The sequence below is a fragment of the Micromonospora sp. NPDC003944 genome (assembly GCF_053605225.1).
In genome coordinates this window covers 1-15,368 of record NZ_JBSGIV010000001.1, presented here as the reverse complement: position 1 = coordinate 15,368, position 15,368 = coordinate 1, and the positions used below count along the sequence as shown (strand labels likewise).

At 67.3% G+C, this 15,368-nt stretch carries 12 protein-coding genes and 1 pseudogene; 2 read left to right on the top strand and 11 right to left on the bottom strand.

Features of this window, described 5'->3' with window-relative positions; translation table 11 throughout:
• Window positions 1–24 precede the first annotated feature (24 nt).
• The 3 genes from ACWER9_RS00065 to ACWER9_RS00055 all read right to left on the bottom strand — a co-directional run bounded on the left by ACWER9_RS00065 (window position 25) and on the right by ACWER9_RS00055 (window position 5,105).
• Window positions 25–1,203, bottom strand: a complete 1,179-nt coding sequence (locus tag ACWER9_RS00065; protein WP_452299663.1) for a hypothetical protein — start codon at window positions 1,201–1,203, stop codon at window positions 25–27.
• Window positions 1,200–4,793, bottom strand: a complete 3,594-nt coding sequence (gene pglX / locus ACWER9_RS00060) for a BREX-2 system adenine-specific DNA-methyltransferase PglX (RefSeq protein WP_452299662.1) — start codon at window positions 4,791–4,793, stop codon at window positions 1,200–1,202. Before pglX ends, ACWER9_RS00065 begins: the two co-directional genes overlap by 4 nt.
• Window positions 4,794–4,865: 72 nt before the next feature.
• Entirely contained in the window at window positions 4,866–5,105 is a 240-nt protein-coding gene (locus tag ACWER9_RS00055; protein ID WP_452299661.1) for a winged helix-turn-helix domain-containing protein, read from the bottom strand.
• 317 nt (window positions 5,106–5,422) lie between these two features.
• Here ACWER9_RS00055 and ACWER9_RS00050 point away from each other — a divergent pair, with 317 nt between their 5' ends.
• On the top strand, window positions 5,423–5,716 hold the full coding sequence (locus ACWER9_RS00050) for a DivIVA domain-containing protein (protein ID WP_452299660.1): 294 nt from the start codon (window positions 5,423–5,425) through the stop codon (window positions 5,714–5,716).
• A 328-nt stretch (window positions 5,717–6,044) separates the two neighbouring features.
• Here the strand turns inward: ACWER9_RS00050 and ACWER9_RS00045 are convergent, their stop codons facing one another.
• Both ACWER9_RS00045 and ACWER9_RS00040 read right to left on the bottom strand, forming a co-directional pair.
• Window positions 6,045–6,935, bottom strand: coding sequence for a hypothetical protein (locus ACWER9_RS00045; protein ID WP_452299659.1), 891 nt, complete (start codon window positions 6,933–6,935; stop codon window positions 6,045–6,047).
• Window positions 6,936–7,176: 241 nt separating this feature from the next.
• Entirely contained in the window at window positions 7,177–8,166 is a 990-nt protein-coding gene (locus tag ACWER9_RS00040; protein WP_452299658.1) for an N-acetyltransferase family protein, read from the bottom strand.
• Between the two features lie 105 nt (window positions 8,167–8,271).
• On the opposite strand from ACWER9_RS00040, the gene ACWER9_RS00035 reads away from it, so the two are divergent.
• Entirely contained in the window at window positions 8,272–8,844 is a 573-nt protein-coding gene (locus ACWER9_RS00035) for a flavin reductase family protein (protein ID WP_452299657.1), read from the top strand.
• A 28-nt stretch (window positions 8,845–8,872) separates the two neighbouring features.
• Here the strand turns inward: ACWER9_RS00035 and ACWER9_RS00030 are convergent, their stop codons facing one another.
• From ACWER9_RS00030 to ACWER9_RS00005, 6 genes and pseudogenes are all read right to left on the bottom strand, one after another.
• Window positions 8,873–9,361 carry a 2,4'-dihydroxyacetophenone dioxygenase family protein gene (locus ACWER9_RS00030; protein WP_452299656.1) on the bottom strand — a complete coding sequence of 163 codons (489 nt, stop codon included), beginning with the start codon at window positions 9,359–9,361 and terminating at the stop codon, window positions 8,873–8,875.
• Between the two features lie 26 nt (window positions 9,362–9,387).
• Complete coding sequence (locus ACWER9_RS00025) at window positions 9,388–9,900, bottom strand: pyridoxamine 5'-phosphate oxidase family protein (RefSeq protein ID WP_452299655.1); 513 nt, start codon at window positions 9,898–9,900, stop codon at window positions 9,388–9,390.
• Complete coding sequence (locus ACWER9_RS00020; RefSeq protein WP_452299654.1) at window positions 9,893–11,158, bottom strand: hypothetical protein; 1,266 nt, start codon at window positions 11,156–11,158, stop codon at window positions 9,893–9,895. Before ACWER9_RS00020 ends, ACWER9_RS00025 begins: the two co-directional genes overlap by 8 nt.
• Window positions 11,155–11,556, bottom strand: a complete 402-nt coding sequence (locus ACWER9_RS00015) for a hypothetical protein (protein ID WP_452299653.1) — start codon at window positions 11,554–11,556, stop codon at window positions 11,155–11,157. The genes ACWER9_RS00020 and ACWER9_RS00015 overlap by 4 nt, the downstream gene beginning before the upstream one ends.
• A 6-nt stretch (window positions 11,557–11,562) precedes the next feature.
• Window positions 11,563–12,654, bottom strand: a complete 1,092-nt coding sequence (locus ACWER9_RS00010) for a RuBisCO large subunit C-terminal-like domain-containing protein (protein ID WP_452299652.1) — start codon at window positions 12,652–12,654, stop codon at window positions 11,563–11,565.
• Between the two features lie 384 nt (window positions 12,655–13,038).
• Window positions 13,039–15,368 (bottom strand): annotated as a pseudogene (locus ACWER9_RS00005) (hypothetical protein); the annotation flags it as partial.

Genomic DNA, 15,368 nt, shown 5'->3' with positions numbered 1-15,368 from the left:
GCGGTAGCGACACCAACAGAATCCTCAGGGCGCGGATCGCAGCCTGGTTGTCCAATCCGCAATTTCCTCACCCTGGACCAGGACGACCGTGTTCTCAGCGCAAACGTCGAACCAGGCCGGGGCCGTGCACTTCGACACGACTAGCACGGGCGTGGCATCGACTCCACGCCTCGCGAGGAGGTGACGGTATTCGAGGACCTGGCCGAGGCCCAGCCGCAGCTGCTCCACCTCGTTGCCGCCGACCACGCTCTTCACCTCGGCGATGAACTGTCGTCCATCGGCGTCCCGCCAGGCCAGATCCACCGGTACGTCGTGCAGGCCCGCACCAGCCCGTATGCCCTCGGCGCCGAGCTGGTCGATCAACGCCCGGCACAGCCGATCGTGCTCGTTTACCCCGGCCCGGTAGGCGTCCGCGTCGAACGACCGCTGCGCCGGCAGGTCGACCGGCGCAGTCGGCCCGGCGTACTCCCGGTCGAAGCCCCGCTCCCCGCCGGTCCCGGCGGGCACCGCATCGGAGATCAGGGCCTCGGCTGCCCGCCAGGCACGGCCGGCCACCTCGGGCCGGTACCGGCTCTCGAACGGAAACGGGCCCGCCGCCACCCAGGCGTTGAGCATCCGGGCGGCGGCCATCACGGGTGGCTGCCGGAGCAGCCACAGCGCCGTCTCGACGTCGGGGCAGGTGAAGAGCAGCTTGTCCTCGGCGCGGGTTTTCGTCCGGTCTTCCCCCACGTCAATGCCGCGCCGTCCCCACTCCTCCAGGTCCGCCGTACCGGCGTCCATGGCCAGGCCAATCGGTGCCATGGCCACCCGCAGCCACACCTCCTCGCCCGACTCGTACACGCCGAGGGTTTCCAGCACCCCGACGGTCAACCGCAGCAGCGGACCGTGGCCGCCGCTCACCCGCGACAGCAGCCAGTGCGTGCCGGCGGTCGGTGCCGCCTCGGGCACCGCCATCCGGGCCACCCATCCGGCGAAGGCCCAGGCGGCGCGCTGTGACTCGTCCAACCCATCGGCCCAGTCACCGTCGAAGGCGGCCGGCGGCGGCTCCAGCGGCGCCGGCGCCGGGTCGGCGAACACCCACGCCGCGAGGTCGGCCGGCTGGGTGAGCTGCCACAGCCGGGAACGGCGGGCCGCCAGGATCCCGGTCAGTTCCTCAACGTCATCCGCCGACCACAAACCGGCCGGCACCGACTCGGTCGTCATACCTTGACCTTGCGGCCGCGGGTGGCTTTCGCCGGACGCCACGACGTGAGCGCCTCATCGGTGAGGTGCAGACGGTTGGTGGTCTCGGCGAGGAAGCCCTCGTAGATGTCCGCCGGCGACGCACCCCACTCCGGGTCGAACTCGCCGTGCCACTGGCGTACCCAGGGAAGGATCTCGCGCAACCCCGCGACCAGCGGAAACAGCCGGTCGTCAGCCCAGCCGTCCTCCTGCTCGCGGGCCACGATCAGGGTGGCCAGCGCCTGGGCCTGCTCGCGGTGGTCCCAGCCGGCCCAGCCGACCAGCAGCGACGGGTCACCGTCGCGGCTGGCACCGGGGTACGAGACAAACCGTTCCTTGGGTACGTCGAGCTTGCCCCGGTGCTTCCAGAAGCTGCTCTTGAGGAAGTCCGCCGAGGTGTACTTCGGCGGTACCGGGATGCCCTTACGGAACGCCCGCTTCGCCGCCTCGTCGGGCAGCGCGTCCTCCTGCCGTTGCAGGTCCCACACCTGCTCCCAGTCGGCCCGCTTGACCAGCCCGGTGTCCTTGTAGCGCAGCGCCGCCAGGTGCGGCACGTGCTCGTCGGCGACAAGGTCGGCGACCACCTTGCCGAGATCCTGACCGGGCGCGTAAAGGTTGGCGACGGTGAGCACGTCGTCGTCGCGGCGCAGCTCGTCGGCGAGCTGCGCGGTGGTCAACGGGCGCGGCTGTTCTAGGCCGTCGACGTACTGGTACCACAGCTCCCGCGCCTCACACCGGTCCAACAGCCAGTCGCGCAGCGCCTTCTGCTGCATGACGTCCCAGCCCTCGGTGGCCCAGCGCCGCTTGCACTCCGGCCGCTCAATCAGCCCGATGTTGCGGTTGCCCCCGATGACCGCGATCCGCCGCTCCACGATCGCCTTATACTCGTCCGACCAGTGCGCCGGCAACTCCGTAACAGGAGTGTGGTTGTGATGGGTAAACCACTGCGTTTCCGCCTTACCAGAAGCCACCCTGCGAGCGAGAACGATCTCGAACGCGCGCTCTCCCGCTTTCAGCCCCGGCACCGGTTCGGTGTGCGAAGTCGGCTCATCGTGCAACCCGTAGAACGAGTAGACCTGCCAGTCCAACTCTTCCTGCAAGGCGATCATCTGCCCTCGGACCGATTGCCACTCGTCGCGAGCGGCAGCGAGCCGTTCGCGGGTGGGAACCCCAGTAGCCGCAACCGCCGCCGCGCTCACAGTAGCTAACCGCTGCGCAAGACCGTCGATCCCCCGACTCAACCCTAGTGGGTACGCTGACGGCAGTGGAAAATCATGCAGTTTTGTCCCGGTGAAGTCGTAGAACGAGTACCAAGGCTCAGGGCTCCATCGATTACCGCCACCACTTGAATTATCGGCACCGGTTTTGGCGTGACTTACTTGCTTCAGCCAGAAGCAGGCAGTGGAACTGTTGAGGACTCCAAGTAACTGCAGGTGTTCGTCCTCAGACGCCCCGTCCGGCAGTTTGATCACCGGCGCCGATTGTTTGAAAACCTTTCCACCCCGGTCTAAAACAAAATGGTTATGCGTTACGACAGAGGCGAATGTGATCGACAAGGGCGTCCGGTAACGGTCGGAAACCCACCGGTACCACGTCCACCAAGGCTCGTCTGAGTCCCCCCGGGTTCGTCCGCTAAAGCCAGTCGTTGAAGCGAGCAGCCTACGTAGTGACCACAGGTGCCTACCCCACCCTGTCTCCAGATCGAATGCGACGGGCTTGAAGTCCGTGCCGTATGGCGTTAAGGCGTGATCCTCCGGCGCACTGCCCCAGTCCCGTATTACCTCACCGATTAGAAGAGGCCGCCGGATCCCGTCTTTGATTCGGAGACGGCGGAACCATCCCGGCGGTGCGAAGAATGCATCATCTTGACCTGGGAAGCTAGCGAATCCAATCGCTCCGCTAATCCTTGTTTCTAAGCGCTGGCGCTCACCCGCATCCAATTTCGCCAGAAGGTCTCCGGCCCCGCCGCCACTTAAACTCCATGGAAACGTGGAAAGATGGGACCTAGGTGTGTCAGCGACGCTGATCCATTGACTTTCGGAACCAGGACTTTCAACCTGATCCACGATGGCCCGCCAGACTAAGCCTCGACGCGGGTCGTCCGGGATGCTGGATTCGCCTCGGATACCCATGACCGTCCGGATGACCCCTGCACGGTTCAGGTTGGTGTTGCGACCAACGAGGATCACTGTCGGCGTACCGTGGCCAGGTACGTAAGCACCGGAGGTGTCGATGACATGGGTCAGGTTGACCCGAAGAGCAAACAGCTTCTCAATCATCTTCTTGCCGAACTCGCGCTTCATGAACGAGTTGGCAGTGATCTGTCCGACGTAGCCCGCACCCTTGCCGATAGTATCGGCGGTTTTGGCCAGGTGAAAGAACCGCTGCGCGAACGGCACGGACAGTGCGTACTTGCCAGAGCAGGCGTCGTACATATCACGGTAGGCTTCGTTCAAGCCCTTGTCTTTCACCGTAATGTAGGGCGGGTTGCCGACAACAACCTGATACTGACCGACACCCAGAATGCCTGGGTACTGGCCAACATCCTCCGTAGCATAAGCAAAATCAGCCAAATCTTCCTGCCCGTCCAGCATCGCCTGCCGAGACTTAATCAGCGAATCCCCGACGGCAAGATGTATGGGAAATGCGACACCGTCAGCAGCATCGAGAACCTTGAGTCTGGAAGCACGCAGAGCAGCGATCAGTAGACGAAAGCGGGCAATGGCTACCGCGTAGGGGTTGAGGTCGACGCCGTGGACGGCGTCGAGGGCGAGGCGTACTCGTTCGTGGGGGTCGCGGTTGGGGGCGTGCTGCTCCCACTCCTTCAGGAGGCGGTGGAAGGCACCGAGGACGAAGTGACCCGAGCCGCAGGTCGGATCGATCATCTTGACCACGTCGTGGCCGAACTCCTCGATCGCCGGGGTCAGCGTCAGATCGAGGATGAACTCTTCGACGAACTCCGGGGTCTGAAGCAGCGCGTAGGTCTTGCGGGCCGCCTCGGAGAGGTCCTGGTAGAGGTCGCCGAGGAAGCGGGTGTCCCACTCCGGGTCGGTGAAGTCGTGGACCAGGCCGCCGGCCTCGCCGCGCCGACGCCAGAAGGCGATGAGGTTCTTTGCCTCGTCGTGCGACAGCGGGATCTGATACAGCGGGTTGTGGCGCTTGTCGAAGAGAGACTTGCCTGCCTGAGTGCTGGCAATAGCGTCGTGGCCCTGGTGCAGCCAGTCGCGGAGCGTCTTGTCGGGCTGGTTCCGGAAGAACTGAGCCTCAGCTTCCTCGGCGAGGACCAGGCGGTCCCCCGGGCCAGCCAGGTAAGGGTCGGGCAGCAGGCCGTTGTCCTCGCAGAAACGTACGAAGACGGTGCCGAGCACCCAGGCGACGGCGGCCTGGGTTACCCGCTCGTCGCGCCAGGCTGCCCAGGTGGCGGCAGTGCGTCCGACCTTGAAGGCGTGGTCGTACTCGCCACGCAGGCGGAGGCGCACCTCCTCGACCGACTCGGCCTGCTCCCGCAGGTCCTTTTCCAGGTTCTTGACCTGCTTCTGCAGGTCGGACAAGAGCAGTTTCCGGTCGATCACGCGCCGACTCTAGTCGTCCCGCTCACGGGACGGGGGTACCCAAAAGGCTCGTGTACGTAGCCGGCCCGCTACCTACGGCTCCCGCATCCAGGTCTTCGGTTCAGTGATAAAGATGCCCTTGCCCTGATGACGCCGGATGACGCGCAGGGCTTCGAGTCGCACGTAGACCATCTGGATGGTAGACGTGCCGACGCGGTAGTCGGTTGCCATCTGCGCGATCGGTGGCAACTTTTCTTCAGGCTTGAGCCTCTTCGCCTTGACCCCAGCGATGATGTCATCGGCGATGCGGATGTAGTCAGGTGTTGTTGGCATGGCGCTCCTTGCGTGGCTCGCCAATTCGATCACGAACCGCCCCGGAACGACAACACTCGGTGGTTGACTTAAACGACTAACTCGTTACTCTTGAGCCTGAGCTGCTCCTCGCGTGGCAACGAGTTCGGCTCATCCCCCTGGTCGGGGCGGGTGCGTGTGCCCGTCCCGACCCTCCGGACTGCTCTGCTGTCGTACCGCCGAATGGGGCTGCGTCAGCGGAGCGGGCGGGTCGCCCGCGGCCCCCGCGCGGACGGCCCGCCCTCCAGACCCACCACAGGGACCTTCTGCGCTTCCCCCTGCCCTCAGAAAGGATCGCCGTGGCTCAGGTGTATCGAGGTGGCCGCCCCTACCCCGCCGGCTACCCGGGCCGGTTGACGCCGCACGAGGTGCGGACCCGCGAGTTCGCCGCGTGCCGGCGCGGCGTCGACCCCGATGAGGTACGCGAGTTCCAGGCCCGGGTCAGCGACGAGCTGGCGATGCTCAACGAGACGGTACGGCTGCTCAGCCAGGAGAACGACCGGATCAAGCGGGCGCTGCGGGACTGGCAGACCATGCACGCGCGGGAGTGCCCGCCGCCGCAGGAGCAGCGCCCCAACTCCGGCCCCTGGTGACCGCGCGACCTTCCCCCGGCGACCTGCTCGTCATCGACGGCCGGGCCTCGGTGCAGTTCGCCGGAGACCGTGCGCTGACCTTCCGCGTCGTGTCGGTCTGCGATCGACCGACGTACGAGGGTTGGGTCTGGTTGACCGGCTACGTCATCAACCGCCGAGGCGACGCGACAACCAAACGTGAGGTCTACGTCCAACTCGCTGGCCTTCGCCCTGGCGTGCCCGTCGCTTCAGATAGGCAAGGTCGTGGCGTCCGGCGCCGAGCCGGTTGTTGAGCACTCCCGTCCCGTTCAGGGCTTCGCACCCACGCCCGGTCGCCTGACCGGAGATGTCACTGGGCAGTCGCTGGGCCCTTTCGCTGCCACCACGCCGTGAACAGGGTGGTCACCTGCGCCTTGACCTCCTCGGTGACCAGCCCTCGGGCGTCACCCATGAGCGGCACGACGGCGTGCTGGTAGACGTCCCGGTGCCGCTCGACTGAGGGACAGGCGAAGACGGTCAGCATCCGTAGGACGCGCAGGGTGTCCGCGCCCAGGAGGGGGAAGTGAGCTTCGAGCAGTCGCGTCAGGGCCGACCACACCTTGTCGACGACGAGGCCGGCGACGGCATCCTTCACCTGCTGTGGGATGCGGGACGTGAGGTGATCCGCCAACGCACGCTGGACCGCCCGCTTGGCCGCGTCGGTGAAGAGACCGATGGTCTTGTTGACCTTCTCGATCAACTGGATCAGCGCGACGAGCAGGTTGCACCAACCGTGACTGGCGAGGCCCTTCTTGACCTCCCGGGCGGTCTGCTTGTTCTGGACGAGGTCGTCGATGCCCTCCGAGATCTCGTCCCACGGGTCGACCATGATGGAGTCCGCGAGGATGTTCATCCGCCCGTTGTCGAATGTCACCGCCGCCCGGTCGCCGATGTCGAACTGACGCGGCAGTGGCGCGTGGTCCTTGGGGCGCGGGTCCGCAGCCCACAGGTGATTGGCGAGGTCGAGACGGGCAAGGTCGAGGGATTTCTGCCGATTCTTGGCGTTGAATGCCAGTGCCCCGGTGCGGTCCTTGCCGATGTCGCTCCTGAGCGCGCTTCGCCGCTCGTCGCGAACGGCCGGGGGCTCGACGGCCAGCTTTGCCCACCCATCCCAGCCATGCAGCGAGCCGCCACAGCCGGAGCACGTGCAGCCCGGGTTCTGGGCGTTGGCGCAGTTCGCTCTGTGCGTGTTCCCAGCCATCCACAGTCCGCCGATCGGCTCGCCGTCGCTTGAGGTAGGGCATCGACGACTCTAAGTGTGGGGCCGGCTGGCGCCAATCCCCTGTCATCCCTGAAAATCCGTCATTTGCCACCGACCGGAGGGTGAGTTGGCTGCCAGACGCGAGGGCCACTTGCCCTGCCTCAGCAGATCTGTCGGATTTCTGATGGACCCGGTCGGAACTTCCTGCCAGCCGAGAGCGGCGGCACCCTGACGCCGACCGTCAACGCCGCGACGGACCCAGATCACGCCGCTGGTACGTCCGCCACAGCGGCGAGTACCCCTGGCGCGACCAGAAGGCCACCGCCCCGGAGTTGTAGTAGCTGTAGTAGAGGTAGAGGCCGTCGACCCCGTACGACGAGAGGCGGGCCTCGACCGCCGCAGCCAGGAAGCGGCCGGTCCCGTTACCGCGGCACTCCGGTAGGACTCCGAACGTGTTCACGTAGCCGTAGCGCCCGGCGGGCAACAGCATGTCCAGGGCGATCTCGTGCTGCCGGACGAAGCACTCCGACATGGCTGTGATCCGGCCCCCATCCTCAAGCACCAGCACCAGCGGAGCGCCGTCGACCGCCGGCCCTCGTACCCACATCTCGGCCAACCGATCGCTGAAGCGGGCCCGCACTCCGGGAACACGCCGAGCGAACGGGCTGCACGGGATGTGCGCCGCGAGGACCTCCTCCTGCAAGCGCAGAAGGTCAGGTTCGTCGGCTGGCACGGCTGCCCTGACGACGTACGGCGACTCGGATCGCGCAGGGGTAGGCGCCAGCTCACGGACCGGCTTGAAGGCGATACAGGCGTCCTTCCGGAACCCGCGAGCGGCGACGACACGATCGATGTTGACCTCCCGGCACGGCCAGACGAGGTTGGCACCTGTGGCTCCGGAGGCGACCCAGTCCGTCTCGATGCGATCCAGCAACCGACCCAGCGCGTCAAGACAGTACGAGTCGGCCTCGGGCAGGGTCAGCGCAACCGTGGTGCCGGTATCGCGCTCGTAGTAGGCCAGCTTGTCGCTGTCGACCGGGTAGTGATCCACGGCGGGCCAGCCCAGCGCCAGCAGGCCGCCCGCTCCACCCACCGCGCGGACCGACGCCGACGCATCGGGTACGGGAGTGTCGACCAACGACGACAGTCGCGATCGGTCCAGGCTCGGAAGGCGATCGTCCAACCGCGCTCGACGTCGGTGCTGCTCCACGATCGCGTCCAGCAGATCCACTGGTGACCACCCCGGCTCCACGCTCTGGCACCGTGATTCTACGCACCGTAGCCAACAGTGGTAGGTATCTGATGAGCCCTGCCCGGCCCAGAAATGGAGACTCGAATGCTGCGTGAGCTTCCGGCATCACACCCACATCCCTACCACCGGCTCCTCGGGCCCCGACCCGTCTACTTCGTCGGGTCGAACCGCCCGGACGGGGCGCCACACCTCTGCGCCGCCACCAACGTCACCTCCATCAGCTCCGACCCGGCGCTGCTCGCGGTGGCCCTCTGGCCGGAGTGGGAGACGACCGTCAACATCCGCAGGAGCGGGAAGCTCACCGTGAGCCTCGCCCTGTCCGACCAGGTGGCGTCCGTGCTGACGGCCGGGCACCGGTACAGCGGGGTCACTCTTCCCACCGGGTCGTCGGACAAGTTCGCGGCGGCGGGCCTCACACCCCTGACGACCGGGGGCGACTACCCCGCCGGCGTGGCCGAGAGCGCAGCCGTCCTGATCTGCGACGTGGTGGAGGTTGTTTCGGGCCTGGGCGACCACGACGTCGTAATAGCGAAGGTCAGGTCGGCGTGGGTGGACCCGGAGTCGGTTTCGGACGACCTCGTCCTGGGCCTCAGTCGCCGACAGCCGCTCCTGCAACTCACCGGCGCTCGGTTCGCCACGGCGCAACCGGTGGAATAGCCCCGCCACCCGGCAGCGGTGATCACCGTCAGTGCAGGCTGGAGGAGCCGATGACTCTCGCCGGCAGGCCCTGCGCGGCGCACCCGACCTCGTACTCGTCCAGGACGCTCCGCCAGTCCTCGATTCGCGAGACCGTGCCGTCGCCGTGGAAGTAGGTGATGGAGCCGAGGATCGAGAACACGATGTCGACGCGCTCGTCACCATGCACGGCAAGCGAATGCACCGTCCCCGCCTCCTCCACCAGATAGTCTCCGGCGCCGCACCGCACGCCCAGCTCGGGATAGCCCCAGGAACCGGCAAGAGTCACCGCAGTCACCGATCCACTGTGGAGATGCTGCTCGATGACAGTGCCGGCGCCGAAGCGGCTGCGTACCACCCACAGCCCGGAGAGACGATCGACATGCAGAAGCATGAAGCTGCCCCCGGTTACCGGGTCCTCCACCCACGGCTGGGTCGCGCACTGGACGGCGGCCACCGAGGACGACCGCCGTCGATCCGACAGATCGATGCCGTACATGTGCCGCCTCCCCCGTGAGCGCCAGGTCAGGCCCGCAGAGCGGCGAACACCGGACCCGGCTCCACCTCGACCCGCGAATCCACCTTGGTCTCCTCGAACGTCTCAACATCGATCAGGTAGATGTGGATGAGGTCCAGGCGGTAGAAGCGCCACGTGCCATCGCCCTCGAACTCCGTCGGCGGCCTGTACCACCACTCGCGCACCTCCGGGTCCGGGAAGTTAACGGTGAAGTAGTGCTCGGACACCTCCGCCAGCTCGGGACCGGCCACCTCCACGCAGGTGCCGACGAACTGCATGCCATCGACGTCGTCGCCCGTGGCTGTGGAGTCGAAGATGGCACCGGCGACTCTCGGTGTGACCGCGATGTCCTGGGAATGCCGAGCGGTGGGAGTGGAATAGAAATACAGAAAGTCGCCAGGCCCGAGGACATAGTTGATCGGCGCGGCCCAGGCCATCCCGTCGGAGCAGGTCGAGAGCGTCAGATAACGATTGTCGCGCACCAGCTTGACAGCGCGTCGCACCAGATCGTCGTCAGTCACGTGAGCTACCCCCTGGGTTCGCCGGTCGGGACGTTATAGCAGTCAGTGGTCGAGCCGTCGACGGCCTGCTGAGGATGCTCCATGCCACCAGGGCGGAAGACCGATAGAGGATCTGAAAGGCCGTCACGTCATCGACCCGCGTGGAACGCGGCGAGCGATCCGGGAAGAGACTATCGACGAACGCGATCAGGTCCAAGTGGGTCGGGCACCAGTCCGGAGCCGGCTGCGGGTAGCCGGACAGGACGCCGTCGAGCAACGGCACCAGCGCTGCCCGCGATGCCGCCAGATGACTGAACGAGCCCGGGTAGTGCACGGCCAGATCAAAGCCCGGGTCCACCAGTCGCTCCAGGAGGTCATCGAGGTGAACGGGCGGAAAGAATTCCGGACATGGTCCGGCCGGCGAATCCACTGTGGCGGTCAGGTCGATCGGCGCCCGCTCGAGGACGCGCCCACACCCTCCGCACGATTCCTCCGTGACCTGCAGGATCGATGACGAAACGCCGCACTCGACGCGGGTGCGCACGTGACAGCGGGAGCAGACCCGCCAGATTCCCGCACCGAGCAGATCGGGTCGGGCCGCCGCGACAAGCGCCAGGGTCTCCATCCGCTGCTTTGCCTGACCCTGCAACCAATCTGTGCCGCTCTGAACGGAAACATGGACCCCGAATACCTGTTCGATCATCCACGAGTTGTGGCTGGCCAGGGCGTCCGGAAGCCGGCGATGGATGCTGAGCGCGTGGCGCAGCGCGGTGAACCCCTCCGTGACTCGCTGGCGGCATGTTCGTCGCGCACCGACCGGCCAACCCCGGCGAGCTAAGTCGTGCCGCAGTGCGAGGGCAGCGTGGACAACTTCCTGCTCAAGGTCCACGAGACGTGACAGCATCGCCGAGGAGGGGATGCTCGATGTCAGCCGCCGACCGGCCCACCGCCGGCCCAGGGCCGGGGTCATCCGGGTTGCCGGCGCGGGTCGCAGCCGGGGTAGCCGGACCCGGAGGAACTGCTCGTCGTCCGCGCCGTCGTAGTCGACACAGACCCAGGTGATGTCGCAGTCTGCCTGTTGTCCCATCCGAGAGGCGGTGATCGAGGCGGCGACGCACGGCGTCAGCACCGCCAGGCTGGCGAGCACGTTCGGCTGGTGGCTGTAGCGCACCCGTATCGGTCGGTGCGGTCTCTCGTCGAGCACGGTGCGCAGAGCCTCGAAGCTCCGGTGGAGGCCGTGAGCGATCTGCACCTGCCCTTGGGCCACCTGCTCACTCATCCGCTGCCGTTGGTCCGGTCGTTGAAGGAGCGCACGGACGACCGCCACACCACGTAGATCGCCACGAAGAAGAGCAGAGTCGCCAGGGTCGTCATGCCCTCTTGGCCATAGAGCACCAGCTTGCAGGGGAAGTGCCGGCCGAGGATGCCGAGCACCACACTGGCGGAGAAGAGCCCGCTGGCGAACGCAAGGGCGTGCAAACCGCGGAGGACCCGCCGTCCGGCCATGAACTCGGAGAACCCGGGGGCACCCTGCAGGCGGATGATGCTGTGAAACGTCGGTAGCACGATGAAGATCGCCACGGAGATCGCGGCGAGACTGGCTGCCAGGGCGGTCGCGTCCTTGATCGGCTCGGCGAGACCCGGGTCCTGGTGCAGCAGGCCCGGAAACGGATTCATCATCGGTCACCACCGCTTCAGGTCAACGGAGTCCAATTCAGCCCGGAGCACCTGGTCTCGACCGGCGAGCGCTCGGTACACGGTCAACGCGGACGCGTTGTCGGTGACCCCTGTCAGCCCGTTCATCAACTCGACGAACCGACGCGTACGAGTGCGGATGTCGCCGTGGCCGAGGATCGCAGAGTGGATCTCGAAGATCGTGTCGGTGCCTAACTCCCTCATGTTGGGCCAGATGTTGATCATCTGTAGGTCTCCTTCCGCCACTCGAAACGACCCGGGGATCCGTCGGCCCGGCACGTGCAGCGGTTGCGCGAGGGCCCGGACCGCGTCACTCCAGTTGATGTCGAAACACTCCGCCCCGGTCGTGCCCGTGTGCACGGCATCGGCCCCGGCGAGTCGGCTGAGTTTGGAGATGACCTGCTCGTCGACACCCACCCGGTGCACCCCGCCAGCGGACGGGCGGGACACCATGCCGGAGCCCATGTTCGTGGCCACCAGAGCCACACCGAAACTGTGGGCGCTGAGATCCTCAAGTGTGCCGAGCCCCTGAGTGAATCCGTTGACCACGAAACCCTTCGCGCCGTTCGCGGCAGCCCACTCCGCCTTGCGCAGGATCTGACTCGGGCTGCCGGCGAGAGAGGTGATGTAGGCCTTCGCCTTACCGGTTTCGTCCGCCGCGCGGCTGCACACCTCCACCAACCGAGGCAGCCGGTGCTGCAGACTCAGCGTCGGTGACGGCGGATCACCCAGCAACATGTCGTCGACCAGGAGGTCCGCTCCGGCGACCAGCGATTGCCGGTAGAGGTCCAGGACCGGCTGGTCGAGCGGCTGGGTGCGCGGCCCCGTCTCCAGAGCCAGCAGGGGGCGGTCCGACACTCCCACCATCGACCGGATGCCGCCGATTCCCAGTTGTGGGCCGGGCACGGCAGAGAGGAAGGGCCGAGGCAGGTCGACCCGCTGCAACCAGACCCCGTCCGCGTAGCTGTACTCGGCCGCGCTGGTGAGGAGCTGAAAGAGGTGGGCCAGCCCTTCGGACGGTGCGGCGTGCGCGAGTGGCAGAGCGAGCGTGACATCCGTCCAATCGGAGATCGGACCCACGTGGATGACAGCTCCGGCGATCTCCGGATCGGTGCTCCGGTATTGATGATCGAGTCGCTGTGAGCGTTGAGTCAGGATCCGAAGCATCTGCACAGCGGCGTGGCGAAGGTCCGAGCCCGCGGGAACCGCGAAACTGTAGGTGGCCCTCACGAACGCATCCAGATCCAACGAGTCTGGGTCCAGAATCTGGTCCCGCCAGTTCATCAGACCGGATCGCCAGTTCGGGAAATCTGCACAGGAGCTGGCAAAGGGCTCACCACCGTGTGTGGAGTATTGGCGAAAGTGAGATCGACTTCCGTCCGCACGCGACGCCCATTGTCGCAGTCCGAGTCAACGATAGCTGGTCTGATATCTGACAACCAGCAATCGATACAACCCGCTACGTCAGCGCGTGAGGACCTGACCAGCGGTGCTGCGATGAGCGTTTACCACCCAGGCGTCCGGCAGCGCGATCCACTCGTTGTCGCCCACCCGCACCACCGCACCGTCCAGCTTGGGCAGCAGCGCCGGATCCTCCATCGGACAGAGCAGCCAGATATCCCCCGACCCACCGCGCGCCGCGTCAGCCACCTCGTGCAGCCGCTCCATCGCCCGGTACCGCGCCAGCACCGCCGCGTCATGCAGCAGCACCGGCCCCTCCGCGGCAGACAGCAAGGAGTGCAGCGACGGCACGGTGAGCTGCCACGCCTGCTCGACGTACTCCCCCAGCTTGATCGCCGCCCGCGACCCTTCCTGGGCGATGTCCGCACCGAGCACGGTCTCCCATGTCGGCTTCGGGCGGGCGTCGACCAGGGCGTGCAGGTGCCCCAGGAAACGCGCCGCCACGTTGACCGGTCGGGCGTCGAAGCGTCGGGCCAGTTCCTCCCGGGCCAGGTGGTAGCGGTCGAGGCGCACCGTCAGCGCCCGGAACCCACCCGCCGACCGTGCCCCGGCCAGTCGCTCCTCGGCGCGCATCGCCGCCGCCAACTCCGGTGACTCCGCAGTCCACCGGCTCGGCGTGGCCGTGACCGACGGGCGCCGTTGAATGATCGACACCGAGGACGAGGCCGCGCGGGGTGGTGGCGAGACGTACCGGTCCCGGTCCCAGCGCAGCTCGAAGCCCGCCTCGGCGAGTAGTCGATCCAGTTTGGGGTGGCCTGGCAGCGGGTCCAGCTCCGGGAAGCGGGCGGTGACCCGGTCGGCGACGTGCGTCGGGGTCAGCCCACGCCGGCCATCAGGTGGGCTCGTCGGCGGCACCACGCCAGCCTGGGCCAGCCGCAGTGCCCGCACCGGGTCGAGGTTGCGCGGATAGAGCTCCAACCGCGTGGTGGCGGCGGCCCGCTCCGAGGCCACCGCGGCGAGCAACACGCGTCGCCGTTCGTCGAACGCCTCAGCCGCGCCGCCGGGCGCGCTCACCGCCGCGAGAGTACGCAGCACCGTTGCGGGGCTGGGCAGAACGTCACTCGCGGCGAGCTTGTCGGCGGCCTTACCGAGCGCGTCGGCGTAGTCGAGCAGCGCCGGCGCGGCCGGGGTGTCCGGTGCGTCGTCCTCGCTGACCTCCAGCGCCACCAGCAGCCGGTCGCCGCGCGGATGGGGCTTGCCGTCGATGTCGGCGCGGGCGTGCCGGCGCAGCAACAGGCGCGGCTCGTCGGCGAGCGCGTCGACCTCCACGGCGGCACGTACCGCTGCGACGGCCACCGCGAGACGTAAGGCGTCCCCGGTACGCACCGAGCCGCGGCTGCTCAACAACGCCGCGGCCAACTCGGCGACGCCCATCACCCGGCCGCCGTCGTGCAACAGCTCGACGATCTGGGTACGCAGGCTGCCGACCACCGGGATCTCGTGCCAGCGTTTGCGCTGCTTGCCGAGGACCTGCGCGACCCGACCGGCGGTCACACCCAGCGCGGTGGCTACCTGCGGCTGCTGCGGCCACAGCTGCAACGCCGGCAGCGCACCCGACTCGTCGGGCAGGTGCAGCAGCAGCCGGGTGCCCTCGATCTCGGTGGCGTTGCGGCCGTTCTTCGCCGGGACGAGCAGCGTGGCGATGGCGTCCAAACCGACGCGTACCAGATCGGTGTCGCCGTGACCGGAAGAGGTCTCGGTGGCTGCCTCTTCGCTTGCCGCCTTGCGGGCGGCGGGCGTGGTGGGCAGCGTTTCCCGCTCCCCCAGTCGCTGCCGCCACTCCTTGACCCGGCGTTGCAGCTCCTGGCGGGTCTTCGCACCCAGACCGGGCAGGTGGGCGAGTTTGTTGGCGACCGCGAGCAGCTCCCCGACGGTGGCGGCCTCCAGTCGGTGCGCGGCCGAGACTGCCCGTGGGGTGAGACCGGCAGCCTCCAGCGTGGTAGCCCGGGTGGCCTTGCCTGCGGCCTCGTCGCGGGCCGCCGCGGCGACCTGCTCGTCCGGCTCGTCGACGTCCGGGTGCTCGGTGCCGACGGGGGTGCTCGCGTCCGAGCGGCGGAAGACGTCCTGCCAGGCGTCGCGCAGATCCTTCAGCGACGCGTGGCGTCGACGATGGTCGCGGTGCAGTGCCCGCTGGAAGAACTCCACGAGGCCGTCGCGGATCGCCGGGTCGAACGCCTCGGCTGCCAGCACCGGCGGGCCGTCGGTGAGCTGCGGTTCTGTGCCGCCGTCGCCCCAGACCGGCAGCTCTCCGGAGGCCATCTCGTGCAGGGTGACCGCGAGTGCGTACCACTCGGCGTGTTTGTCGTAGACCTGACGATTCGCGGCGCCGAGGA